Source organism: Allobosea sp. LjRoot9 (assembly GCF_964252745.1).
In the GTDB taxonomy this organism is placed as follows: Bacteria; Pseudomonadota; Alphaproteobacteria; order Rhizobiales; family Beijerinckiaceae; genus Allobosea.
This window is the reverse complement of the sequence record NZ_CAXUPC020000001.1, coordinates 1,707,825-1,730,995: the sequence shown is the minus strand read 5'-3', so window position 1 is coordinate 1,730,995 and position 23,171 is coordinate 1,707,825. Positions and strand designations below refer to the sequence as shown.

The 23,171-nt window shown below is 65.0% G+C and carries 30 protein-coding genes and 1 tRNA gene; 22 read left to right on the top strand and 9 right to left on the bottom strand.

All coding sequences use genetic code 11. The features are described from left to right. Positions 1-82 precede the first annotated feature (82 nt). Genes ACSQ3P_RS07970 through ACSQ3P_RS07930 form a run of 9 tightly spaced genes read left to right on the top strand, consistent with a single transcriptional unit; the run spans position 83 to position 8,416 of the window. Complete coding sequence (locus tag ACSQ3P_RS07970; RefSeq protein ID WP_436165023.1) at positions 83-2,017, top strand: phage tail tape measure protein; 1,935 nt, start codon at positions 83-85, stop codon at positions 2,015-2,017. After that, positions 2,014-3,204, top strand: a complete 1,191-nt coding sequence (locus ACSQ3P_RS07965; protein WP_436165022.1) for a DNA circularization N-terminal domain-containing protein — start codon at positions 2,014-2,016, stop codon at positions 3,202-3,204. Before ACSQ3P_RS07970 ends, ACSQ3P_RS07965 begins: the two co-directional genes overlap by 4 nt. Positions 3,205-3,221: 17 nt before the next feature. Next, positions 3,222-4,337, top strand: coding sequence for a phage baseplate assembly protein (locus tag ACSQ3P_RS07960; RefSeq protein ID WP_436165021.1), 1,116 nt, complete (start codon positions 3,222-3,224; stop codon positions 4,335-4,337). A gap of 6 nt (positions 4,338-4,343) precedes the next feature. Then, positions 4,344-4,841, top strand: a complete 498-nt coding sequence (locus tag ACSQ3P_RS07955; protein ID WP_436165020.1) for a phage baseplate assembly protein domain-containing protein — start codon at positions 4,344-4,346, stop codon at positions 4,839-4,841. Next, the gene (locus ACSQ3P_RS07950; RefSeq protein WP_436165019.1) at positions 4,838-5,368 is read left to right on the top strand and encodes a phage GP46 family protein; all 531 of its coding nucleotides are present in this window, start codon (positions 4,838-4,840) and stop codon (positions 5,366-5,368) included. The genes ACSQ3P_RS07955 and ACSQ3P_RS07950 overlap by 4 nt, the downstream gene beginning before the upstream one ends. A 13-nt stretch (positions 5,369-5,381) precedes the next feature. Continuing rightward, a complete protein-coding gene (locus ACSQ3P_RS07945) occupies positions 5,382-6,491 on the top strand; it encodes a baseplate J/gp47 family protein (RefSeq protein ID WP_436165018.1) in 1,110 nt (369 codons plus the stop codon). A gap of 4 nt (positions 6,492-6,495) precedes the next feature. Continuing rightward, positions 6,496-7,131 carry a hypothetical protein gene (locus tag ACSQ3P_RS07940; RefSeq protein ID WP_436165017.1) on the top strand — a complete coding sequence of 212 codons (636 nt, stop codon included), beginning with the start codon at positions 6,496-6,498 and terminating at the stop codon, positions 7,129-7,131. Between the two features lie 10 nt (positions 7,132-7,141). Then, positions 7,142-8,149 (top strand): hypothetical protein, encoded by a 1,008-nt coding sequence (locus ACSQ3P_RS07935; RefSeq protein WP_436165016.1) that lies wholly within the window; start codon positions 7,142-7,144, stop codon positions 8,147-8,149. Between the two features lie 9 nt (positions 8,150-8,158). Beyond that, positions 8,159-8,416: a hypothetical protein gene (locus ACSQ3P_RS07930; protein ID WP_436165015.1), complete on the top strand. Its 258-nt coding sequence runs from the start codon at positions 8,159-8,161 to the stop codon at positions 8,414-8,416. Here the strand turns inward: ACSQ3P_RS07930 and ACSQ3P_RS07925 are convergent, their stop codons facing one another. Beyond that, the gene (locus ACSQ3P_RS07925) at positions 8,417-9,526 is read right to left on the bottom strand and encodes an acyltransferase family protein (protein ID WP_436165014.1); all 1,110 of its coding nucleotides are present in this window, start codon (positions 9,524-9,526) and stop codon (positions 8,417-8,419) included. A gap of 106 nt (positions 9,527-9,632) precedes the next feature. On the opposite strand from ACSQ3P_RS07925, the gene ACSQ3P_RS07920 reads away from it, so the two are divergent. From ACSQ3P_RS07920 to ACSQ3P_RS07880, 9 genes are all read left to right on the top strand, one after another. Next, on the top strand, positions 9,633-9,950 hold the full coding sequence (locus ACSQ3P_RS07920) for a hypothetical protein (RefSeq protein WP_436165013.1): 318 nt from the start codon (positions 9,633-9,635) through the stop codon (positions 9,948-9,950). Positions 9,951-9,964: 14 nt separating this feature from the next. Next, positions 9,965-10,099: a hypothetical protein gene (locus ACSQ3P_RS07915; protein WP_436165012.1), complete on the top strand. Its 135-nt coding sequence runs from the start codon at positions 9,965-9,967 to the stop codon at positions 10,097-10,099. Then, entirely contained in the window at positions 10,096-10,320 is a 225-nt protein-coding gene (locus ACSQ3P_RS07910; RefSeq protein WP_436165011.1) for a hypothetical protein, read from the top strand. Before ACSQ3P_RS07915 ends, ACSQ3P_RS07910 begins: the two co-directional genes overlap by 4 nt. Further along, on the top strand, positions 10,317-10,799 hold the full coding sequence (locus tag ACSQ3P_RS07905; RefSeq protein WP_436165010.1) for a lysozyme: 483 nt from the start codon (positions 10,317-10,319) through the stop codon (positions 10,797-10,799). Before ACSQ3P_RS07910 ends, ACSQ3P_RS07905 begins: the two co-directional genes overlap by 4 nt. 1 nt (position 10,800) lies before the next feature. Continuing rightward, the gene (locus tag ACSQ3P_RS07900) at positions 10,801-11,151 is read left to right on the top strand and encodes a DUF6527 family protein (RefSeq protein ID WP_436165009.1); all 351 of its coding nucleotides are present in this window, start codon (positions 10,801-10,803) and stop codon (positions 11,149-11,151) included. Further along, positions 11,151-11,390, top strand: a complete 240-nt coding sequence (locus ACSQ3P_RS07895) for a hypothetical protein (protein ID WP_436165008.1) — start codon at positions 11,151-11,153, stop codon at positions 11,388-11,390. The genes ACSQ3P_RS07900 and ACSQ3P_RS07895 overlap by 1 nt, the downstream gene beginning before the upstream one ends. A gap of 120 nt (positions 11,391-11,510) precedes the next feature. Beyond that, the gene (locus ACSQ3P_RS07890) at positions 11,511-11,825 is read left to right on the top strand and encodes a hypothetical protein (RefSeq protein ID WP_436165007.1); all 315 of its coding nucleotides are present in this window, start codon (positions 11,511-11,513) and stop codon (positions 11,823-11,825) included. Next, positions 11,825-13,192, top strand: a complete 1,368-nt coding sequence (locus tag ACSQ3P_RS07885) for a hypothetical protein (protein ID WP_436165006.1) — start codon at positions 11,825-11,827, stop codon at positions 13,190-13,192. Before ACSQ3P_RS07890 ends, ACSQ3P_RS07885 begins: the two co-directional genes overlap by 1 nt. After that, on the top strand, positions 13,189-13,659 hold the full coding sequence (locus ACSQ3P_RS07880; protein ID WP_436165005.1) for a dATP/dGTP diphosphohydrolase domain-containing protein: 471 nt from the start codon (positions 13,189-13,191) through the stop codon (positions 13,657-13,659). Before ACSQ3P_RS07885 ends, ACSQ3P_RS07880 begins: the two co-directional genes overlap by 4 nt. Here ACSQ3P_RS07880 and ACSQ3P_RS07875 read toward each other — a convergent pair whose 3' ends face one another. Genes ACSQ3P_RS07875 through ACSQ3P_RS07865 form a run of 3 tightly spaced genes read right to left on the bottom strand, consistent with a single transcriptional unit; the run spans position 13,660 to position 15,066 of the window. Beyond that, complete coding sequence (locus ACSQ3P_RS07875) at positions 13,660-14,337, bottom strand: hypothetical protein (protein ID WP_436165004.1); 678 nt, start codon at positions 14,335-14,337, stop codon at positions 13,660-13,662. 22 nt (positions 14,338-14,359) lie between these two features. Then, positions 14,360-14,755 (bottom strand): hypothetical protein, encoded by a 396-nt coding sequence (locus ACSQ3P_RS07870; RefSeq protein WP_436165003.1) that lies wholly within the window; start codon positions 14,753-14,755, stop codon positions 14,360-14,362. Positions 14,756-14,778: 23 nt separating this feature from the next. After that, positions 14,779-15,066, bottom strand: coding sequence for a hypothetical protein (locus ACSQ3P_RS07865; protein ID WP_436165002.1), 288 nt, complete (start codon positions 15,064-15,066; stop codon positions 14,779-14,781). Positions 15,067-15,145: 79 nt separating this feature from the next. Here ACSQ3P_RS07865 and ACSQ3P_RS07860 point away from each other — a divergent pair, with 79 nt between their 5' ends. Then, positions 15,146-15,523 (top strand): hypothetical protein, encoded by a 378-nt coding sequence (locus tag ACSQ3P_RS07860; RefSeq protein ID WP_436165001.1) that lies wholly within the window; start codon positions 15,146-15,148, stop codon positions 15,521-15,523. 200 nt (positions 15,524-15,723) lie between these two features. Here the strand turns inward: ACSQ3P_RS07860 and ACSQ3P_RS07855 are convergent. Then, positions 15,724-15,801 (bottom strand) — tRNA-Pro (locus ACSQ3P_RS07855). 207 nt (positions 15,802-16,008) lie between these two features. Here ACSQ3P_RS07855 and ACSQ3P_RS07850 point away from each other — a divergent pair. Then, positions 16,009-16,827: a class I SAM-dependent methyltransferase gene (locus tag ACSQ3P_RS07850; RefSeq protein WP_436165000.1), complete on the top strand. Its 819-nt coding sequence runs from the start codon at positions 16,009-16,011 to the stop codon at positions 16,825-16,827. 43 nt (positions 16,828-16,870) lie between these two features. On the opposite strand, the gene ACSQ3P_RS07845 is transcribed toward ACSQ3P_RS07850, so the two are convergent. Genes ACSQ3P_RS07845 through ACSQ3P_RS07835 form a run of 3 tightly spaced genes read right to left on the bottom strand, consistent with a single transcriptional unit; the run spans position 16,871 to position 20,800 of the window. Continuing rightward, complete coding sequence (locus ACSQ3P_RS07845; protein WP_436164999.1) at positions 16,871-17,995, bottom strand: acyltransferase family protein; 1,125 nt, start codon at positions 17,993-17,995, stop codon at positions 16,871-16,873. A gap of 16 nt (positions 17,996-18,011) precedes the next feature. Beyond that, positions 18,012-19,196, bottom strand: coding sequence for an O-antigen ligase family protein (locus ACSQ3P_RS07840; protein WP_436164998.1), 1,185 nt, complete (start codon positions 19,194-19,196; stop codon positions 18,012-18,014). A 50-nt stretch (positions 19,197-19,246) separates the two neighbouring features. Continuing rightward, positions 19,247-20,800, bottom strand: a complete 1,554-nt coding sequence (locus tag ACSQ3P_RS07835) for an undecaprenyl-phosphate glucose phosphotransferase (RefSeq protein ID WP_436164997.1) — start codon at positions 20,798-20,800, stop codon at positions 19,247-19,249. Between the two features lie 517 nt (positions 20,801-21,317). Between ACSQ3P_RS07835 and ACSQ3P_RS07830 the strand changes: the two genes are divergently transcribed. Beyond that, positions 21,318-21,671: a DMT family transporter gene (locus ACSQ3P_RS07830; protein ID WP_310151178.1), complete on the top strand. Its 354-nt coding sequence runs from the start codon at positions 21,318-21,320 to the stop codon at positions 21,669-21,671. Continuing rightward, a complete protein-coding gene (gene mdtI / locus ACSQ3P_RS07825) occupies positions 21,668-22,006 on the top strand; it encodes a multidrug/spermidine efflux SMR transporter subunit MdtI (RefSeq protein WP_069691156.1) in 339 nt (112 codons plus the stop codon). Before ACSQ3P_RS07830 ends, mdtI begins: the two co-directional genes overlap by 4 nt. Here mdtI and ACSQ3P_RS07820 read toward each other — a convergent pair. Then, positions 21,993-23,162, bottom strand: a complete 1,170-nt coding sequence (locus ACSQ3P_RS07820) for a glycosyltransferase (RefSeq protein WP_436164996.1) — start codon at positions 23,160-23,162, stop codon at positions 21,993-21,995. The two genes, mdtI and ACSQ3P_RS07820, sit on opposite strands and share 14 nt — an antisense overlap. Between the last annotated feature and the right edge of the window lie 9 nt (positions 23,163-23,171).

Here is a 23,171-nt window from a genome sequence, read left to right as displayed (position 1 = left end):
CGGCGCTTCGCCGCTCGATGTCATGGCCCTCCCGCTGCCGCGCCTGCGGGTGATCGGCAGCTTCCTCGCCGGTGTATGAGCCATGACCACAATCGTGCGCGCCGAGGCGGTCATCACCGCCAAAAGCCAGTTGCGCCCAGGCCTGCGCGAGGCTGCGCGCGACCTGCAGAATTTCGCGCAGCAGCAATCCAAGGCGCAGTCCCTGATCGCCTCCGGCGTCAGCCGCATGGCGATGGCGGCCGGCGGAGCGATCGCGGGGGTGGCCGGCCTCGGCGCGCTCAAGGAGGCGACCAAGCGCTTCGCCGAGGTCGACCGCGCTATGACGCGCACCGGCATCACCGGCGACGCGACGGCCGAGGAGACGCGCAAGGGCGCCGCGGAGTTGCGCAACCTGGCGCGGGACACCGCGACGCTGTTCGATCCGGCGCAGAAGGGTCTCGATGCGATCACGGCCTCGGGCCGCGATTTCGGCGATGCCATGAAGATGATGCCGGATGTGCTCAAGACCGCGCAGGCCTCCGGCGCCGGCGTCGATGACATCGCCAATTCATCGATCTCCATGATCGATCACATGAAGATCTCGATCGAGGGGCTGGCGGAGGCGCAGGACACGCTCGCCATGGGCGGCAAGCTCGGCAAGTTCGAGCTCAAGGATATGGCGCGCTATCTGCCCTCGATGCTGCCGGCCTATAAGGCGATCGGCAAATCCGGACAGGAGGGGTTGCGTAACCTCGTCGCCATGCTCCAGGTCATCCGCGGCGGCACCGGCACGGCCGAGGAGGCCGCCGCCTCGGCGCAGAACATCTTCTCGAAGATGGAATCTGACCAGACGGTCAAGAACTTCAAGGAAATGGGCGTCGACCTGCCCAAGGCGATGACCAAGGCCCGCAAGGAGGGTAAAGACCTGCTCGATGTCTTCCTCGAGCTGTCGAACAAGGCGCTGAAGGGCGATCTGTCCAAGATCCCGCAGCTCTTCCAGGACATGGAGGTGCAGCGTGGCATGCGACCGTTGCTCGCCGACATGCAGAAGATCCTGGAACTGCGCGAGAAGCTGAAGAGCGCCAAGGGCACGATCGATATAGACTTCCAGCGCGTCAGCCCCGACGCGCAAGCATCGCTCGATCGCCTCAAGGAGGCCGCGGATCGCGCCAAGACAGCCATCGGCGCCCTGGCGACCGAGGCCGGCTCGCCTTACTTCAAGGCCGCAGCCGGCAATATCGACGCCGTCGCCCAGGCGATGGAACGCGCCGCCGAGGCTGCCCGCAAGGGCGGCTTCACCGGCGCGGTCAAGTCGCTGGCCGACGATGTTGGCGGCTCTGTCGTCAAGGATCTGCGCGAGCATAGCGACAACTTCGCTAAATTAGAGGACGACGCGACCCTCGGCACTGGTCCCAATCAAGGCGGCATGCTGGATTGGATGATCGGCGACACCAGCCGCGCGGCGACGCAAAAAGCGCTCGATGATCTGAAGGCCAAGGAAAAGCGCGGCGCGCTGTCCTATTTCGACAAGGTCAACAAGCGCAATTTTCAGAACAAGCTTGCCGAATTCGACGATGCCTGGTCGCGCGATCAGATGCGGCGCGTCGGCGCGATGCCGGAGCAGTTGACGAACGCCTCGCCGGAATTCGCCAATGAGATCGAAAGCGCCCGCGAGGCGCGGCGAGCTGCCGGCTTTCCCAAGCAACAGGCGCCGCTCTCCGGTGGACGCAAGGGCAACGTATTGCCGCCGACGCGGCCGTCCGGGCTCGGTCTGGCGCTGCCGCCGGTGCAGGGGCTCGATGATGTCAAGTCGAAGGTCGAGGCCGCCGCCAGCAGTTTCGACCTGCTCGGCCCGGCCGCGAAGAGTGCCGGCGGTCAGATCGAGACCGGGTTCACGGCGGCGCGCGGCCAGGTCCAGGCGTTGCTTGCCGATGTCACGGCCCTGCAGACCAAACTCAACAATCTGCGTGCCCCCTCGCTCTCCTTTGGCGGGGCAGGTGGCCTGCCGACCGGCAAATCCATGGGTGAGGTGCGATGACGGACTGGCCGCGCCTGCTGCTGCCGGCTTCCTTCAACGGCCAGGGCTTCTATGTCGAGAGCGGCACGGCCGAAGCCGGGCACAGCGTCTCGACCACGAAGATCCCGAATGGCCGCCATATCAATGAGAGCTTCGGCCCCAACGCCCGTAAGTTCGAGGTCACCGCCTATCTGACCGGGGCGCTCAGCCATGTCCGGGCCGAAGGCTTCCTCTCGGCCGCCGAGACCAATCATCGCGGCGTGCTGATCCTGCCCGATATCGGGCCGAGCCTGGTGCGCCTGACCAAGGCCAAGCGCGAATTCCAGAAGGACAAGCTCGGCTATATCGCGCTCTCGCTGGAAGCGGTGGCCGAGCCCGCCAATGCCGGCCTCCGGCTCTCGGCCAATGCGCTGGAGGCGCAGATCTATGCGGTGGCGGGTCTTGCCGCCACGGCCTTCGGGCTCTTCGCCGGCTCGTCCTTCCGGCTCGCCGGCCAGCCCTCGACGGTGCAGGAGGCGGCATACGATGCCGCCGCCGTGCCGCTCGGCGATCTCGTGGCGCTACGGGATTCCGTGCGGCTTGATCCTGCCGGCCGCGACGCGCTCGCGCCGGCCTTCTCGGCCGCTACGCTCGCGCTTGGCGGCCTGATCGACGATCCCTCAAGCTATGGGGTCGCGCTCGCCAATGCCGCGATCGCGCTCGGCGACGCTGCCGACCCGGCGACCCTGGCCGAGACGATCGTCGCTTTCGGCGCTCCCGATGATGCCCCCCCGCCGCAGGTCAGCCAGGGCACGGCGCTGATCATCGCCGAGAATGCCGGCTATGGTGTTGCCCTGCAATCGGCCGCGCGGGCGCTGGCGCTCGGCGAGGCGCAGGCGCGCCGGATCTATCGCGACCGTGGCGAGGCGATCGGCGCCCGCGCCATCGCCACCGCCGTCTTCGACGATGCCCTGTCGCGGGCCGGCCGGGCCGGGCTCGACATGGCCCGCGAGCTCTCGGCGATGAAGGGGCTGATCGCCGAATTGACTGTGCGCCGCGAGGCCGATCTCGCCCCGCTGATCACCGTTTCGGCCGGGCGTTCCCTGCCTTCTCTGGTCTGGGCCTGGTCGCTCTATGCCGACCCGCTGCGGGCCGAGGATCTGGCGCGCCGGGCCGGCGTGCCGCACCCCGGCTTTATGCCGGAGCGCTTCGAGGCGTTGGCCTCATAACTGGATAATGCTGCCAAATGGCATTCGAGATCGTCACCTTGAAAGCGGCGGGGCTGACGCTCCGTCCAGTGACGATCTCGATCGAGATCGCGCTCGACGAGGCTGCGCGCTCCTTCGAGGCCAAGGTCAAGCAGATCGGCATGACGCAAGCCGAGTTGCTGGCCACGCTCGCCGGCTCGCCACCCGTCACCATCCATAGCAAGGCCAGCGACGGCGTCACCTTCACTGAGAACGAGGATGGCGGCGACCTGATCCTGACCGGCCATGTCGAGAAGCGCTCGCCCTCACTGCGCTCCGCCGAGGCCGAATTGCCGATCGCCGGGCGCTCCAAGACCGGCGACCTGGTCGACAGCTCGGCCGAGCACGACACCGGCGAGTTCAAGGGCAAGAAGGCCACCGAGATCCTCGGGCCGCTCGCCAAGGATTACAGCATCACGGTCGAGAGCGATCTCGAGCACAAGCCGCGCGATGTTTTCCGGCTGCGGCCGGGCGAGACGATCTTCACGGCGGGCGAGCGCATCGGCCGGGCTGAGGGCTTCTCGATCACCGACACCGAGAAGGGCAATCTCAAGCTGGCCAAGGCCGGCACAAAACGCCACGCCGGCTCGCTGACCGAGGGCGTCAACATCCTCGACGCCAGCGCAGTGCATGACGACAGCAAGAAATTCTCCAAGGTCAAGGTCAAGGCGCAGGCTCCCGACGGCTACGGCCCCGGCGAGTTGCAGATCGAGAGCGAGGCTACCGACGAGACGATCACCCGCAAGCGGGTGCGCATCGTCGTGCCGCCTGAGCTGATCAAGAAAGACGACAGCCGCGCCCGGGCGAAATGGCATCGCGACCAGGCCGCCGGCGCCGGCACCACGGCCGAGATCACGGTCACGGGCTGGCGCGACGAAGCCGGCACGATGTGGAAGCCGGGCCTGCTGATATTCACCGAAAGCCCCTCGCTCGGCATCGTCCAGGACATGCTGATCAAGAAGGCCAAGCTCGAGCAGGACGCGGCCGAGAGCTCAAACGGCACCCGCGCCACGCTCTCCCTGGTCGATCCGCGCACCTTCGGCGGCAAGAAGGGCAAGGGCACGAAATCCGGCAAGGAATGGGACACCGGCAAAGCCGGGGGCGATGATGATTGAGCGGCCATGATCACCGAATTCGGCGAAGCCTCGACCGTCACCCGCGGCAAGGTCGTTGCGATCAACGACAGCGCGCGCGGCCAGACGATCACGATCGACGGCTATAGCGGCGAACGCTTCACCGGTGTCCTGCGCGGCCAGCCGCATGGCTTCTCCTCGCATCCGCCGATCGGCTCGATCGGCTATTTCCTGCGCCAGGGCTCGTCCGATCGCCTGACCGCGATCGGCTATGAGAGCGAAGGTCGCCCGGTGAATTCGCCGGTTGGGACGGCCGTACTCTACGACGACAACGGCAACCAGATCTTCGCCAAGGGGTCTGACGGCGTCAGCATCAAGGCCGTCAATGGCGGGGTCATGGTAGAATCTGACACCGGCACGATCACGCTGAAGCGCGGTACCCTGACCGTGACGGTCTCAGCCACGCGCGTCGATCTCGGCGGCACCGGCGGCCAGGCCGTGCAGACGGTCGGCGGCCCGTCCACGAAGGTCTTCGCCATCCTATGAGCTACGACATCAGCATCACCAAGGCCGCCACGGCGACGCCGGCGCTGTTCTGGTCGACCTTCTGGGACACGGCCGAAAACCTCGGCGACTGGCGCTTGGCGCCGGCCAATGACGCGGTCAATCCGGGCGGGCTCGACGCCTCCCGGCAGCTGGCCACGGCCGTGATCATCTCGCTTTTCACCGACCGCCGCGCGCCGGAGGGCTGGCGGCCCGATGTCGTCGACCGGCGCGGCTGGTGGGGCGATGCAGTGGCGCCCGAGGGCGAGGAGCCCGAAGAGATCGGCTCGCATCTCTGGCTGCTGCGCAACGAAGTCGCGACCGAACAGGTCGCCGAGCGGGCGCGGCTCTACGCGGTCGAGGCGCTGGCCTGGATGCTGCGCGACCAGGTCGCGGCGACAGTCACGGTTACGGCCGGGCTGATCGAGGATCCGCGCCGCGGCGTCTGGCTCGATGTCCAGATCGCCGGGCGCGATGGCGTGATCGTCTACAGCCAGCGCTTCGCCCGGCTTTGGGCTGAAATCAAGTAAGCAGGGAACCGCGATGGCCTGGCAGTCGAAATCCCTGCGCGAGCACGTCACCGATGCGGTGCGCGCCTTCAATGCTTATCTGCCCGGCGCCGATGCGGCGCTCGCCCGCAACAACCTCAAGCCCGTAGCGAAGATCATTGGCGGCGCGAAATTCGAGCTGGAGAAATTTGCCGCCTGGTCCTCCGACCAGAAATTCATCCTGACCTGCGACGAGAGCTTGCTCCCCCGCCACGGCGCCGAGATGAAGCCGGCCGTGCCGCTCAAAGATGCGAGCCCAGCCAAGGGCCCGGTCACTGTCACGGCGACGACAGCAATCAGCCTTGCGACCGGGGCGCTGCTGACCCGATCGGATGGCGCGATCTTCAGCGTCGATGCCGGCATCGTGTTGGGCGGAGCCGGCACGTCAACAGTCCAGGTCACGGCCGTGCTGGCCGGTGCTGCCGGGGCGACTGATGCCGCCGCTGTCCTGACGATAAGTTCTGGCCTGACCGGATCGGCGACATTCGCGGTGGCGGCTGACGGGCTCGGCGGCGCGGCCGATCGCGAGGCTGGCCCAGCTTATCGGGCCCGCCTGCTCTTCGCCAAGGCCTTCCCCGACCATGCCGGCGCGCCGGCCGACTGGCTGCGCTATACGCTGGCCGTGCCCGGCGTGACGCGGGCCTTCATCGAGCCGCTCGGCCAGGGCCGCGGCACCGTCGTGGTCTATCCCTTCTTCGACCTGACGCGCCCGAACGGCATCCCACTCGAAAGCGACCGCGCCGCCGTGCTGAGCGCGCTGCTCGTCAGCGGGCCGGGCGCGGCCCTGCCGGTGGTGCGCATTCCCCAGGCGGTGCCGATCCCGATGATCGTGCAGAACCTCTCGCCGGCGACGCCTGAGGTGCAGGCGGCTGCCGCGGCCGAGATCGCCACCACATTCTTCCGCAACAGCCGGGTCGCCGGTCTCGCCGATCCGCACCCCTCGATGCCCTTCCTGGCGACGCCGGCGGCCTTCTCTCGCTCATGGATCTGGCAGGCGATCGCCAATGCCTCGGGCGAGCAAAGTCATGTGCTGGTCAGCCCGACCACGGATCAAGCCCTGACGCCCGGCCAGACCGCGGTGCCGGGCCCCCTGACCTTCGCGTGAGCCGATGACCACGACCGACATCTGCCACAGTGACGCGCAGGTTGCCGCCTCGATCGCGGCGCTGCGCCCGCGCGGTGACGCCTGGCGGAATAGTGGCCATGACGCGCTAGCAGGCTCGGTCATGGGAGACTGGTTCGGAGCGCTCGGCGCAGCCTTCGGCTCGACCGAGCGGCGGTTCTGCGCGCTGATCGACGAGTTCTTCTGCTCGAGCGCGAATGAGACGCTCGACATCTGGGCGCTCGAATATGGCGTGCCCGATGGCTGCGACCCTTTCGCGGATGTCTGCGAGAAGGTCAACGCCGTCGGCGACAGCATCCCGGCCTATGCCGTCGCCGCGGCGTTGAAACGCGGCTGGTCGATTGCGATCACGCAGGACTTCGTCACTATCGTCCAGGATTGCCTGATGGGCCATGGCCGCATGGGCACATTGCTCATGGGCGCCCAACAGGGCGTCGCCTGGCGCATCAGCGTCGATCTGGCGGCTTCGCCGGCCTATGTCGCCGCCGACAACCGCAAGCCGCTGATGGGCCGCATGCTGATGGGCTGGGCCTTCGAGTGCGGCCCCGACATCGAGGGGCTGCGCTGCCTGATCCGCCGGATCGCTCCGGCCCATGCCGATCTCGTCTTCACGACGGTCTGAGGAGAATACGATGGTTGATCTCTGGGGCCCCCTCGCTTTCGGCTCCCTCAACTCTGCGGCGTCGCGTCCGGCTTATACGCCGAGCAATGGCGGCGCCGATCCCGAGACCTTTTTCAAGGACTGCAGTTCGCCCTCGGCCGCCGATGGCACAGAATGGCGCTCGGCCGGCCTCAACATGCTGCTGGTGCAGATGCGCTCGGCGGCGCGTAAGAGCGGCGTCGCTGTCAGCAATCTCGACGACAATCTGCTGACGCGGGCGATCCGCAAGGGTTATGGCTACATCGCCGCGCCCGGCGGAACGGCCAATGCGTTGACGGCAACCTTCGATCCGCCCTTCCTTTCAGCGAGCGAGATGACTGGTGCGCTGCTCTGGCTCAAGATTGTCAGCACGAACACCAGCGCAACCGTCAATCTCACTGTCGATGCTCTCGCGGCCTATCCCGTCAAGCGCCTCGGCGCGGCGGCGCTCCAGATCGGCGACCTCCAGGCACCCGGCATCTATGGCCTGGCCTTCGACGGAACGCAGTTCCAGATCGTGGCTGGCGGTGGGCTGGCGCTGCCGATCGGCGGTTCGACGCTCAAGGCGCCGAAGCTGGTCGGCATCATGGCGACCGCTCTGGCCGCTGGAACCTCGATCCCGAACGCGACGACGACGACCGTCAACTACGGGACGACCAAGAAGAACAATCTCGGCACATCGACATGGAACGGCAACACGCTGACCGTAGGCGCCGGCGAGGCGGGCTTGTGGCAGGTGACGGCTAATGTCGAGTACGGGGCTGGCGCAGGGTCCTCTTTTGTGGCGCTAGGTCTGACGACGACGAGCGGCGTCGGCTCCTATTCTGCATCGAGCTCCGGAACCGGCGGCGATGGGCAGGCAGTCTCCGTTCCGGGAATTGTCCCCTTGGCCGTCGGCGAGACGGTGAAAGCCCAGACCTTCCATCAGCTTGGCGGCACGGCCAGCACGCTCGCCCGCGACACGTCGCAGTTTTCCGCTTTCCTTATTTCCTCCTATTGAGGCTCGGACATGCAGCTCGATATCGACGCAGATTCAGTCACAGGTCTGATGACCAGGCTTCCGCTGGAGGCCGCGACGTTCCGCTCCGGGATCGTCTACGAGAATGGCATTCTGTCCGTCCCGGAGGAATTCGCCTCTGCGGCTAAGGCTGTGATGGCGAAAGAGGGCTGGCAAGATCCTCTGCCTGCTCCAACCCTCTCGCCGGCGGAAAAGCTCGCCGCCTTCCTGGCTGCCAACCCCGACGTGGCGTCGATGGTCGGCTTGTGACTATTCGGCTGGTACGCCCTGAGGAATGATGGGTCGGCCAGGGCTCAACCTTCGGAGCAAGCGGAGGATGGGCACCTCGAACCAAGAGTAGACCCCGAACGATACAACGACGCTCGCGGTGATCGACAAAATCATTCCCACCAAATCGTTCGTAGCGAGCCACGAGATTGAGGTGCCAGCCGCGCGGAACGTATCCAATACAATCGTATGCATGAGATAAATCGAGTAGGAGGCTGCGCCCAAGGCCAGCATCGGGCGGTTAGCCGCACGCCGTCCGATGCTGTGAAGGAGCAATGCAGCCAAAACCACAGCTGTGGGCACGACATGGCCGCCGATGACGATCGTTGCCCGGCTCGATGGTACGAATTGACCGGCGAGCCAAACTGCAAACACCAGCCAGCACAGGATCGCCGTTGATGCCGCATTTCGGATGGCGATCGGCTCCATCCAGCGCCACGCATAATAGCAGCCGATCCCGAGGATGAAAAAGGCGATATAGCCGTGCCCATAGGCCCCGCAGATTGGCCCGCAAGCGGCTGTTTGCGTTGCGATGATCAGGCTGCCCAGAAACGCCACGCAAATCGCGGGTGCCCATTGTCTACTGATAGCCAAAGCGGCTGAGAAAAGCAGGTAGAAGAACATTTCCAAGTTCAGCGTCCAGCCGACGCCTAGAATCGGAGGCTCTGCCGAGGGTAGGAACAATAAGCTACGAACCAACGCCCATGCATGGGCCGGTGTTTGTAGGGTGCTTGCTTGAGCGGCGAACCAATTCACAATCTGTATGGGATCACTGACCAGCCACTTGGCCCAGAGCGGGTAAACATAGGTTGGATTGGCGAAGCCGAAGTTGAACCAGACCAGAGCAAAAATCGTCGCGAACCAGTAGAGCGGTACGATCCGGATCAACCGCTTGACCAGAAACCCGTCGGTGCTGGCGCGCGAGATGTAGGTCATGATGAAGCCGCTGATCACAAAGAACAGCGCCACGCCACCAAGATCAATGTGGATGCCGAAAACACGGAAATCGGTGTGGTAATAAACCACCGAGAGTGCCGCGATCCCTCGCAACACCTGAATATTCGAGATGGTTTCGGACTGTGGGCTTGGCATGGCTCACTGCTACATCAAGCAACGCTCTGAAACAATCCAGCCACACGGGCCGATCGATCCCCCGTCAGCCGCCTTCGGGCGGCCTTTTTATGCCTGGAGCATCCCCATGCTGCGCATCGCCGCCCTGGCGCTGCTGGCCTGCGCCTGCGCGCCGGCCGCGGCCCATAACTGGTATCCTTACGATTGCTGCAGCGATCGCGATTGCTGGCCGATGGGGCTCGACAGCGACGCGCGCGAGCCGGATCCGGCGATCGTGCCCGGCGGCTATCGCCTGCGCGATGGCACCTTCGTCGCCGAAGCCGACACCCGGCCCTCGCGCGATGGGCGCTTCCACATCTGCCGCGAGAGCGGCCGGGCCAATGGCGGCGTGATCGCGCCGATCGACAAGCCGGTCTGCCTGTTTGTGCCCAAACCGACCTTCTGAACCGGAGATTCCCGATGAACTGCCTCGCTGCCTTCGGGCTGGCGCTGCTGGCGCTTGCCTGCCTGCCCGCCTGCGCCAGCCGTCGCGACGATGGCGCCGGCGATCTCTGGAAGATCGTCACCTGCACCCGTGCGGAGACCTGCCGATGACCCTGGTCTGGAACTGGCGGCGCGTGCTCAAGCGCGCCTGGAGCATCCGGCTCGGCATCCTCGCCGGCCTGCTCTCTGGCGCCGAGGTGGCGCTGCCGCTGCTCGACGGGCTGCTGCCGGTGCCCAAGGGCGTCTTCGCGGCACTGTCCTTCATCGCCACCGGCGGCGCGCTCGTTGCCCGCTTCGTCATGCAGCAATCCGTTTCGGGAGGTGAGGTATGAGCCGCGTCCGCAAGAGCGCTGCTGTCGCCACGATCGCTGTGTCCCTGGTTGGCGGCTTCGAGGGCTTGCGCCAGAGCGCCTATCCCGACCCTGCGACGAAGGGCTATCCCTGGACCGTCTGCTATGGCGAGACGCGCACGGAAGCCGGCAAGCCAATCCGCCCCGGCATGAGCTTCACGCTCGAGCAGTGCAAGGCGATGCTGATCGCCCGCGCTGACGAGTTCGGCGACGGTGTGGAACGCTGCGTCCCCTCCGCCAGGGAGATGCCGGCGAGGCGTTACGTCGCGCATCTCAGCCTCTCCTACAACATCGGCGTCGGAGCCTACTGCAAGTCGAGCGTCGCGCGCCTGCAGAACGCCGGGCAAACCCGCGCAGCTTGCGATTCCTTCCTGAAATGGAACCGTGCCGCTGGCGTGGTCTTCCCCGGTCTCACGCGCCGCCGACAGGCCGAGCGCGCCCTCTGCCTGGAGGGTTTGTGACATGGCCGCACAAGGCGTTCTGCGCACCGTCGAGGGCGGGCGGGTCGCGTTCAAGTGCCCCGGCTGCATGGAATTGCACCAGATCCGTGTCGAAGGCGAAGGCCGGCCTCGATGGGAGTTCAATGGCAATTTCGAGCAGCCGACCTTCAGGCCGTCCATCCTCGTGAATGGCGTGCAAAGCATCATCGATGCTGAGGGTGAATGGACCGGCGAGTTCGTTCTCGACGAGAGCGGCAAACCGCGGGCGCTCGTCTGCCACTCCTTCGTAACTGATGGCCAGATCCAGTTCCTCGGCGATTGCACGCACGCCCTGGCTGGCCAGACCGTCCCATTGTCATCGGAGGGTTTGTGATGCCGGTCCTTGCCCTGCTGAAGCTCATCCCGCTGCGCGTCTGGCTGGTGCTCGCGGCGATCGTCGCAGTTGCCCTCTGGTACTGGCAGCAAACCGGAGCCGCCTATGAGCGCGGCAAATCCGAAACCATCTCCACCATCCAGAAAGGCCAAACTGATGCGCAGGACCGTGCTGAAACTGAGCGCCGCAAGCTTGATCGCGGCGATGACAGCGGCGTGCGCGGCTTCGACCGCGATTAAGGTCGATGGCTGCACGGTCTTCGCACCGATCTATGGCTCGAAGAAGGACACGTCCGGCACCCGGGATCAGGTCGACGCGCACAACGCCAAGGGCGTCGGCGCCTGCGGGTGGCAGCAGCCATGAACGAAATCAGCCTGCCCGTGGTCGTGCTGATCTCGTTTGCAACCGTGCTGTCGACGCTGGCCGCGAGTTGGGGCGTGGTGCGCTTCCAAGGGGCCCAGCACGACAAGCGCATCGCGCGGCTCGATGAGCGCTGCGAGGCGCTCGGCCGCGAGCTCTCCAGCTTCAAGCTCGACGCTGCGAACCGCTTCGTCACCGACGAGATGATGACCAAGCTCGAGGATCGCGTCATCGCCGCGATCGACCGTCTGGCCGATCGCCTCGACAAGATCTTCGAGAACCGCATTACGCCACGCCGAGGAAACCAGAGCTGATGCCAAATCCTTATCTGCAGCAGCCCTTGAGCCAGGCCGAGGCGCAGGCCACGATCGCGGCCGTCGAGACGGCGGTCGACACTGGGGCCGTCTGGCCATTGGCCAAGGGCGGCGTCGGCCGTTCCGCCCTGGTCGAGGCCTCCCGCGTGCTCGGCATCGCCGCCTCGACCATGCGCAACCGCCTGCGTCAGGCGCACAAGCTCCATGGGCTGGCACCGCTCGGCGTCACACTGCCGGAGCCAGCACCGCGCCCCGATGGCACGGCGAAGCCCGGCAAGGCCAAGCGCGAGGCCTCTGCCGAGGAGCAGCGCCGCGTCGTCGGGCTCGAAGACGAGGTCGCGCGGCTGCGACGCCAGGTCAAGGCGCTGCACCGCGCCGATCTCGACGCCGATTCCGTCAAGATCTTGCTCGGGCGGCTGGCGCGGGCGGAGGTGGAGCCGCCGGCCTGGACGATCGCTTCGCACCGCACCGGACCCGGCACGCCCGAGGTTCCGGTCACGGTCTGGGCCGACTGGCATATGGGCGAGGTGGTTTCCTCCTCCGAAACCAATGGCCGCAACGCCTATGATCCCGAGATTGCGGAGGCGCGGGTGCGCCGGCTGGTCGAGGCCACGGTCTCGCTCGCCCGCGAGCATGGCCCGGGCCGCTATCCTGGCATCGTCGTCAACCTGCTCGGCGATTTCGTCTCAGGCGGCCTGCATCCCGAGCTCGCCAAGACCGATGCGGAGGAACCGCTGCCGACGGTGCTGCGCTGCGTCGAACTGCTGTCCTGGGCGTTGGGCGAGATGCTCGCAGCCTTCGGGGCCGTCTATGTGCCCTGCGCCTCGGGCAATCACGGCCGGGCGACGCAGAAGCCGGAATTCAAGCGCTATGTCTGGAAGAACTTTGACTGGCTGATCTATCAACTGCTCGCCCGGCACTTCGCCGGGGAGCCTCGCATCACATTCGACATTCCCGACACCAATGAGGTGCATTACCGCGTTTTCGGCCAGCGCTATCTCGCCATGCATGGCGACATGCTCGGCGTGAAGGGCGGCGACGGCATCATCGGCTCACTCGGGCCGATCGCGCGCGGCGAGACCAAGGTCGGCAAGCAGGCCGCGGCGCTGGGGCTCGACTATGACGTCCTGGTCATCGGCCACTGGCACCAGATGCTCTGGCTGCCGCGCGTCATCGTCTCGGGCACTCTGAAGGGCTGGGACGAATACGCCAAGAACGCGCTGCGCGCCCCGCCGGCGCCGCCCTGCCAGCCGCTCTGGTTCGTGCATCCGCGCCGCGGCATCACCTCGCGCTGGGAAATCCAGGTCGAGGAGCCGCGCGCCGGGCAGGGCGAGGAATGGGTGAGCATCCGGAGGGCCGCGGCATGAGCGAGTTAGTGGCAGGGCAGGGCGATCCTGCGACCAAGCCGACCAACCCGAAGGATGCGCTGGCCGTGGCAAAGCTGCCGCTGCACCTGGTGCCCGACACCATCGAGGCCTATGCAGCGCTGGCCTTCGCGGAGGGGGCCTCGAAATACGGGGCGTATAACTGGCGCGTCGCCGGTGTGTTGGCCAGCGTCTATCACTCGGCGCTCAAGCGGCATCTGGCGAAGTGGCACAATGGCGAGGAGGCCGACCCGAAGACCGGCGTGCCGCATCTCGCCTCGATCATCGCCTGCGCCGGCATCCTGCTCGACGCCAGGCTCTGCGGGAAGCTTACCGATGACCGCCCGCCGGCGGCGCCGATATCGGATCTGATTGACGGGATGGAGGCTGATGTGGCGCGCGTGTTTGCGATGTTCGCCGACCGGATGCCGAAGCATTTCACGATCGAGGATGTCCTTCCTTCAATCTAGTTAGCCTCGTTTCTCCGGGTTAACTGCTCGCGCCGCCATCCAAACGAGAAAATCTCGCCCGGTCGGTGTTATCGCAGCCTTTGTCCCAGGGGCGAGGTTGGTAGAGGACGTTTCGATCAACCCGGCATTACGAAGAAACCCAGCCCACGTTTCGAATGAGAAGTTTGATCCGTCGTAGAAGGATGGATCCGCTGCGACTGCGTCATTGAACAGACGGATACCTTCGGACACGTCGATCGGACCTCTTTGATTTAATGCATTGAGAGCTGCGATCTGGCTGCCAAAAATTAGTCGGTAGGCTGCTTCGTGGCTCCTCTCGACTGCGGCCGCTGCCCACATTCGAATGGCCCAATCTCGCTGCAGGGCGATATCACTATTGTAATCCTGCTCCAGACTCCGCAGTAAATTTTGCTCAAGCGGGGTGTATATCGTGTTGTCAGGAGGTCGGGTCGATCGTAAAATTTTAGGTTCTGGCAGCTGAGGCCTGTTCTCTTGCTCGTTTTGTCCTGCCGACTGAGCGTCGGCTTTATCGAATCCAACGTTCACCCAAGGTCCGTTTACATGTAAGATCTGACTTAGCTTGGTTTGTATCGTCGATTTAAATGCAATAATGATTACGACGCCAAGGCAAAGAGCTGCAAATGGCCAGCTGGAAAGTACGTGAATAATCTCGATCATGTATGAAACTACGTCAGATAATTCAGTTGTTTGCAATAGCTGTTCTAGACCGTAGTGACGGTGTCCCCAGCGTATTACCGGTTCCGCCATCCGGTTCCGCCGCGCGGCGCTTCATCATCGCGACATACCAGGGCCGCGCGCGCAGCACCGCCATGTGCCGGAGATGGTCTTGCCAGCCATCCTCGCCGATGCTCTTGCGAAAGCGAACCCAGAGCGCGCGGAAATCCGCCATCGCGTCTTCGCGCGTTTCCGCCCGGCCGCTCTTGTTGACCGGCGCCGTGCCCTGGACTGTGATCGACCATCGCCATGGGCTGTTGGTGAAGGGCTGGATCACCGATCCCACGATCTCGCCGTCGTAATAGACGGACCACATACGACCGTCTTCGTCATGCTCCTGGCGCTTGAGGACGAGATTCATGGCGAGCGCGGCCTCTTCGAAAATCAATGGCGCGTCGCGGCGTCATCGCCGACCTCGCCGGAGCGCCGAGCTCTGCGCGACCATGTCCAGCCTCCGTGGTTCTGCTCGACCTCCCAGAGTTCCGGGTCGTCGGCCCCGGACGGGGTATGGAAGGCGTAGTCGCGCCCGCTCTCCAGGGCGTAGGGCGGCTCGAAGGCGACCTGCCGCGCCTGTCCCCGAACTGTCGGCAGGTCGATCCGGCTCAGCGTGAAATTGCCGCCTGAGTGGATGACGCGAAGAACCTCCTGCGCAGTGAGCTTCGTACCGATCACAGCTTGACTCCCGAAGGGGTTTGTTCTGATTTCGTTCTCATACGGGAGAGCGAGGATCATGTCACCATCGGAACCGTCTTTGCCGACGGAAGACACGCCTTTGCGTGATTATCCGTGGATCGTGGTGCGCCTTCGCTGCCATTTCTGCCGAAGGGGCGGCGACTATCGCCTCGCTGACATCGTCGCCAAGCATGGCCCGCGCATCACGATGGGGCGGATCGTCGTCGGCTTTGTCGGCGGCTGCCATTGGGCACCGTGGAACCCGACCCGCAAGCCGCAGAAATACGGCATGAAGTGCGGCGGCTTTTGCCCCGACCTGCGCGCCAGCCGGCCCCCCGACCTGCCGCCCTCGATGACGGGACTGACAGTGGTCGATGGCGGCAGGGGCGACCAGCTGCCGGCCGAGCCCGGGGAACAACCACGCCGCCGGCGCGTGGGCGGGACGAACGACGCGTAAGCGCATCGCGAATGTCGCGGCGAACTGGGGCCGGCGCGGCGCCTACAAACGATTCTCATGCGAACAGCTGGAGAACATCTGTCGGGACTTTGTCGGGACTTTCCGTCCCGAAACCTGCGGATTGAGCCCGTTTCGTTCCCAATCGGTCAGCCACCCCCGAAATGTGGCCGCTTCCAACATACTGATAATGTAAGGAAAAATGGTCGGAGCGAGAGGATTCGAACCTCCGACCCCTTGTCCCCCAGACAAGTGCGCTAACCGGGCTGCGCTACGCTCCGACGGCTCGGCTTATAGTGTCGCGTTGCCGTGGATGCAATGAGCTTCGACACATTGTCGGTGACTCCGTGAAAGGAGCGTTCAACTGCCCCGAAGTGGTGCATGGCGGATCGGGCGCCGTTAACCTTCGATTAAGGCTTTGGTTGCGGGTCGGGGCCTGTTTCCGCATCGTATCGGTCGGGCTGGGGGGCCTTCAGGCGGAGATGACCATGTCACTGGCGACAGCCACAGTGGAGCGGAGCAAGGTCTCCGTGCCGGCCCCTGCGAAGTCGCTGGGCTCGATCGAGACCTTCTTCCGCGATCTCGCCCCGGACTGGCATTCGCAATGGGCCTGGGACCATTACGAAGCGACGATTCTCGATCTCTCCAGTCATTTCGGCCTGCGCCGCGTCTGCGAGATCGGCGGCGGGCGCGATCCGCTGTTCTCGACCGCCCAGGCGGCGCGCCACGGCATCGACCTCATCGTCAACGACATCGATGCGGGCGAGCTGGCGCTGACGCCCGCCGGTCTCAGGACGGCGCGATTCGACATCGCTGGCGATCTCTCCGAGCCGGATGTCACGCGCGGCGGCTATGACCTCATGGTCTCGCGCATGGTCTTCGAGCATGTCCATGACGTCGAGCGCGCCTGGACCAACATCCATGACCTGCTGGCGCCGGGCGGCGTCGCGCTCGCCTTCTTCCCGACGCTGTGGGCGCCGGTCTTCGCGATCAACCACATCCTGCCCGAGAAGCTTTCGCGCGCGATCGTGCATGCGCTCTATCCGGCGCGGCGTGATGGCGGCGGCGATCCGAAATTCCCGGCCTTCTACGACTGGTGCCGCGGCAGCAAGCGCCAGCTCGGGCCGATGCTGAACCGCGCCGGCTTCAGCGATGTCCATATCCAGCGCTTCTGGGGGCACGGCTATTTCGACCGCATGCCCGGGCTGAAGCAGGCCGACCATGTCTTCAACGCGCTGGCGGCGAAGACCGGCTGGGATTTCGTGACGACCTACGCCTATGTCGTGGTGCGCAAGGACCGGGTCTGAGCGGCTGGACCGCACTGAGGCGACGGTGCGCGCATGATCGGTATCAGGGTAGCGCTGGCGCCTGGTTCGGGACATGCCGGGGCAGTGCGGATGGGGGCCTCTTGCGGGCTTGAAGCCGGCGCAGCAGGGGCCGTTCGACCCAGCGATAGACCAGGACCGATCCAAAGGTTGCAACCAGAGCAGCGACCGCGACATAGGCCGCCAGCGGGGCCGCGTCGCCAACCAGGCTGATCCAGAGGTTGCGAAAGGGCCGCAGGATGAAGGGGTGCGCGAGGTAGAGGCTGTAGGAGGCGTCGCCGAGCGCCACGAGCCCCATTGTCATGCGCGACGATGTCGATTCCGAGGGGAGGAGGGCCGCGGCGGCGACGATGAGGAGGGCCGGCAGCCCCCATCTCAGCGCGTCTGGAAGCACGGCTTGGCCATCGAACCCAGGAATACCGTCGAAACCTGGAATCCGGAGCATTCCGGCAAAGCCGAGCGCCCCCAGCGCGATCGCCACCGGCGCCGCCAGGCGCGCGCCGTTGAGATAGGCGACTGCGAGCAGGCAGCCAAAGAGGAACTCCAGGATGATCGACTGGGTCCAGAAGGCGAGCTGCACCTGCTCGGGCCGAAAGACCATTCCGACGATGGCGAGCGCGACAAGGACGAGCGCCAGCGCCGCAATCCCCTTTCGGAGCGGCAAAGCGAGCGCTCCGGCGAAGAGAACGTAGAAGAACATCTCCATGTTCAGCGTCCAGCCGAGCGCCATGACGGGGCGGATTTCGCCCGGGATGCGAAAGCTGGGGATGAACAGATAGGACGCCAGAACGTGCTGCCAGTCGCCAATCGGCACGTTGAGCAGGCGCGGGGCGAGGAGGGCGCCGATCAGCAAGGCTGTCGTCAGCAGCCAGTAGAGTGGCACGATCCTGGTGAGACGGCGGGCCAGAAAGATTCGCCAGGCTCCGGGCCGGCCGAAGAGATCGACCGACGTGTAGACCATGATGAAGCCCGATATCACGAAGAAGATGTCGACGCCGAAACCCCAGTTCACGAACGAAAGATCGACGGCCGGCCGGCCGACCAAGGCGGAAATGGCTTCCGTTTCATGCACGGAATGGCCGACGACGACGAGAAAGGCGGCCACCGCCCGGAGCACCTGGATATTGAGGTTGTGCTTTGAAATGGCCATGCGCTCGCCCACGGATTTATGCCGTGACATGTGTTGCCCTTGTCTGGGCGGCTAGCCCCCAGACAAGGCCCAGCATCAGGTAGAAATGCCGCCAGTGATCGGTGTCGATCTGCACGCCTTGCAGGATGGTGGTGAACAGCACCGACCACAGAACAATCGCGTGGTTTTGCGTCGGCGTACGCTGGAAGACGAGCCGCCATCCGACATAGAAGGTCGCCGCCATCAGCGCGAGCCAGGCGATGCCGCCAAGCCAGCCATAGGACGCGAAGGCGTTGATATAGACGTTGTGCGGATCCTGCTGGTAGAAAATCCAGCGGAAACGCAGCGGGCCAAGGCCATTGGGATCGTCGAGCAGCATCGGAATCGAGCGCAGCTGGCTGCCGAACCGACCCGTGACACCCTGATCGTAGCTCTGGTCGAGGCTGGCCCGGACTTCGAACACGGCGCGGATGTCCTCGAATGACAGTGCGACCATGAGCGCGATGAAGGCGAAGATCAGCGTGGCCAGCGTCAGCAGGACGATCCGCGCCCGCCGCGACGCGCTGGGCGCGGTCAGGAAGGTCAGCACCATCATCAGCAGGACGGAGCCCACGAGATTGCCCCATCCGCCGCGGGAGAAGGTCAGGAACAGGGCTGCGAGCGGCACGCTGATCGTCAAAAGGCCACGCAACAACCCACACCGACCGATCAGGATATGCTGGATCGCAAAGGCGATCGGCAGAACCAGGAACGGGCCCAGCACGTTGGGGTCCTTGAAGGTCCCGGATGCGCGTCCGTAGAGGCTGAAGATGCTCCCGAGGCCTGCGACGTCGAAATACCCCAGAATGCCGGCGATGCCGGCGCACCAGGTTGCGACCAGATAGCCCTTCCGCAGCGTCTCCAATCGCCCGAGCGCGTCCTCGGCCATGATGGCGGCAAGGACGACGGCCGTGATCATCAGGTAGAGCGAGACCGCGATGAAGCGAACCGAGTCGGGGTCGCTCATCCACGGGACCAGGGAAAAGAAGCCCCCGATATTGAACGCCAGCAAGAGCATCGCCAGCGGCAGCAGCTTCTGCGAGAAGCGAATTCCGGTCACAGCGAAGACGAGCAGTACGATCAGAAACGATATCTCGTATGGCGAAGGCTCGATCAGGGCGACCCAGCTCGAGGCTGTCAGAAGCCACAGTGAGCCGCGCTTGATGGCGGCGTGAGATACCATCAGGCGGCTGCGTTGGCCTCCTTTGTCTCCATCCCTTTCCGCGAGCGCGCTCAATAGGCGTTCTCGTTCTTGGTCAGCAGCGAGAGCGGCGTCTTCACCAGGATGTAGAGGTCGAGCAGCACCGACCAGTTCTCGATGTAATAGAGGTCGTGCTCGACGCGGCGCTGGATCTTGTCCTCGGTGTCGGTCTCGCCGCGCCAGCCATTGACCTGGGCCCAGCCGGTGATGCCAGGCTTGACCTTGTGGCGGGCGAAATAGCCGTCGACGACCTGCTCATAGGCGCGGTTCGAGGCGGTGGCGTGGATCGCATGCGGGCGCGGCCCTACCAGCGAGAGATCGCCCTTCAGGATGACGTTGAGGAGCTGCGGCAACTCGTCGATCGAGGTCTTGCGGATGAAACGGCCGACGCGGGTGACGCGCGGATCGTCCTTGGTGACCTGCTTGGCGGCGGCGAAATCGCTCATCTCGTGGTAGAGCGAGCGGAATTTGAGGACTTCGATCAGCTCGTTGTTGAAGCCGTAGCGCTTCTGCCTGAACAGGATCGGCCCCTTCGAATCGAGCTTGATCGCGATTGCGGTCGCGAGCATCAGCGGCGAGAGCGCGATCAAGGCGATCGTGCCGACGATCTTGTCGAAGACGAATTTGACGACGATGTCCCAATCGGCGATCGGCCGGTCGAACACGTCGAGCACGGGCACGGCGCCGATATAGGAATAGGAACGCGGCCGGAACCGGAGCTTCGACATATGCGCGGAGAGGCGGATGTCGATCGGCAGCACCCAGAGCTTGCGCAGCATGGTGAGCAGCCGCGCCTCGGCCGAGATCGGCAGGGTGAAGATCACCAGGTCGAGCTTGGTGCGGCGCGCGAACTCGACGAGATCGTCGATCGTGCCGAGCTTGGGGTAACCGGCGACGAGATCGGGCGAACGGTCGTCATTACGGTCGTCGAAGACGCCGCAGACGCGAAGCCCCGTGTCGCGCTGCGCTTCCAGCGCGTGGATCAAAGCCTCGCCCGCCTCGCCGCCGCCGACGATCGCCGTGCGCCGCTCCAGCCGGCCCGAACGCGTGAGCTGGCGCACGCTCAGCGTCACGACCAGCCGTTCACCGAGCAGCGCGGCAAGGCCACCGGCATAGAACCCGAGCAGCCAGATGCGCGAGACCTGGTCACCGATCTTGAGGAAGAAGAAGGCTGCCAGCGCGATCATGAACAAGGTCGTCCAACCCGTCACCAGCCTGACCGCCATGGCGACGAAATTTCTGAGCGCGCCGACATGGTAGAGCTGTAGCGCCTGAAAGGAGGCGAGCGCTCCGATCGCGAGCGCCGGAATCGTGACCTGGTAGGGCAGGGCGTTGTCGATATTGCCCGCCACATAGAGCCAATAGACCAGCCCGCCCACGCCGACGACGGCCAGCACGTCGAAGAGCCGGACGAAGCCCTCGATCATCACGGGTGACAGCGTCGGCTTGACCGGTATCGCGGCGATGCGCTCGGCCAGCGGGTGGAAGGCACGCGTCGCGCCGCCCTTGGAGGGGCCGAACATCTCGGATGTCGCGGCCGCAGCCGCGTCGACCTTGATCAGATCGCGAACATCGAAAGCGCCCATGACATGCCATCCCGGTCCGGCCGGCAAGCCGAGGCTTCCGGGCTTCTTACCTTGCGTCTAGCGGAAAATGTTCACGGAAGGCTTAATCGGACCCGTCGTTCTTGCGGAGGATTCGCAAGGAAATTGACTGGAAACGCCGCGTCGGCGAGCTCCGTTCCGGCGGTTTTAGGCCTCACGAAAACGCGAAATCGAAAGGGTGATTTTCGCTTGGCTCATCAATGTATTAATCCGGAGTTTGGATGGCTGTTTTCTCTGGTTTTTGTTCTAGAAAAGTTGTTTCAAGTTGACAAAAAGCAACGTTGCGGGCATATCTGACTGCGATGAGTGTCTGAGAAGCACATTTTTGGGCGGATTTTGAGAGCGGCTTTTGGTCGTTGTCGCGATGCCGCTGTGCTGCTTTCGCGGAGTTCCCGCTGAAGGCTTTCAATCCTGATGCCGTCTTTCAAAACTCGAACTTTTGCCTAGCTGCCTTGCGCCGCCCCCGCGACGTCCAGCGCCGGCTTCGCCCGTGTGCAACATGTCTTTTCATTGGTTGGTTCTGCTCGCGGCCATTGCCGTCGAGATCGTCGCGACGGCCGCGTTGAAGTCGGTCGTCTCGGCGCCGTTCATGGTCACGCTCCTGCCGCTCATCCTGATCGGCCTGTCCTTCACGCTGCTCAGCGTGGCGCTGCGCGTCATTCCGTTGGCCGTCGCCTATGCGGTCTGGGAGGGGCTCGGCATCGTCGGCATCGCGGCTGCCGGCCATCTGCTTTTCGGCGAGCATCTCACGCCGACGCGGATCGTGGCGCTTTGCGCCATCATCGCCGGCATCGTGCTGCTCGAGCGCGGCGTCGGCGGCGAGGCGGAGGAGCATGAGGGGAGGCTGGCATGACCACGCCCCTTCTGCCACAAGGCCTGGCCATCGCCTGGCTGGTGCTGGCGGTCCTGCTCGAAGTCTCCGGCACTTATCTGCTCAAGCTCTCCGACGGCATGAAGCGCTGGCTCACCGGCGGTGTCGGCATCCTGCTCGTGGTCGGTGCCTTCGCTGCCTTGGCTCAGGCGATCAAGGGCATGGACCTGTCCGTCGCCTACGCCGTCTGGGGTGGCGCCGGGCTGGTGATCACCGCGATCGTCGGCATGCTCGCCTTTGGCCAGCGCATCCGCCCTTCGGGCTGGGCTGGGATCGCGCTCGTCATCGCCGGCGTCGTGGCGCTCAAGCTGCTGTGACGCGGGCGGCCATCGCGTCGCGATAGGCGGCGATCACGCCGTCGGTCATGGCGTCGAGGCGGAAATTCTGGCGGACATGCTCGGCGAGGTCGGCGGCTTGCGCCTGGCGCTCGGCGTCGGGTGTCGCCAGGATCGAGCGGATGGCCTCGGTGAGGATCGCAGGATCGTTGGTCTGGATCAGTCGGTGCCTGTGGCGCGGGCCGTAGATCTCGTTGATGCCGCCGACATCGGTCGAGATCAAGGGCTGGGCCGCGGCCGCCGCCTCCAGGATGACATAGGGCAGCGATTCCGCCCGTGACGGGATCACCATCACGCGGGCCTTCGAGAGTGCCCTGCGGATCGGCCCCGGCGGCTCGAAGACGCATTGCTCCGCGATGCCGCGATCGATCGTCATCTTGCGCAGCTCAGCCTCGTCTGGTCCCGAACCGACGATCAGGATGCGCGGCGTCAGCGCGTGCTGGCTCTTCAGCAAAGCGAGCGCGTCGATCAGCGTGTCGACGCCCTTGGCCGAGCGCAATTCCCCGAGATAGAGCAGGTCGAACGCCGCCTGAGAATGGTCGATCGGCTCGAACTCCGCCTCGGAGATGCCGTTCAGCACGATGCGGTGGTCGGTTCGCGGCATGTGCCCGACATAAGCCTCGAAACGCCCGGCGATGAAGCGGCTCTCGAACAGGAACATGTCGGTGGCGCCTTCGAGCAAGCGCTCGACGGCCATGTAGATCTTATGCTCGGTCCCGCCGGGCTTGTAGTTGAAGCTGCCGCCATGGGGCGTATAGGCCGTGGCATAGCTCCGGCCCAGGCTGAACAGGGCGGGAATACGCCCGTACACCCCGCCCTTCGAGCCGTGGCAATGGACGATGTCGGGCCTCAGCGCCTTGCGGACCGAGATCTCGCTCATCTGCGCCTTCGCATCGGTCAGGCTCGGATAGCGCGACATCGGCACGCGGGTCACGCCGAGCGAAAGCTGGGGCGAAAGCTCGCGGAAGACCTCGTCGGCGCGGGTGCCGCCCGTGGTGGCGTCGCAGAAAATGCCGACATGGTGGCCGCGCTCGACCTGGCCGCGGGCGAGATCGAGCACATGCCGGAACAAGCCGCCGAGCGGCGCGCGGAAGACATGGAGAATGCGCAGCGGCTGCGCCTGCGTGCTGTCCGTCATCGGAAGCGC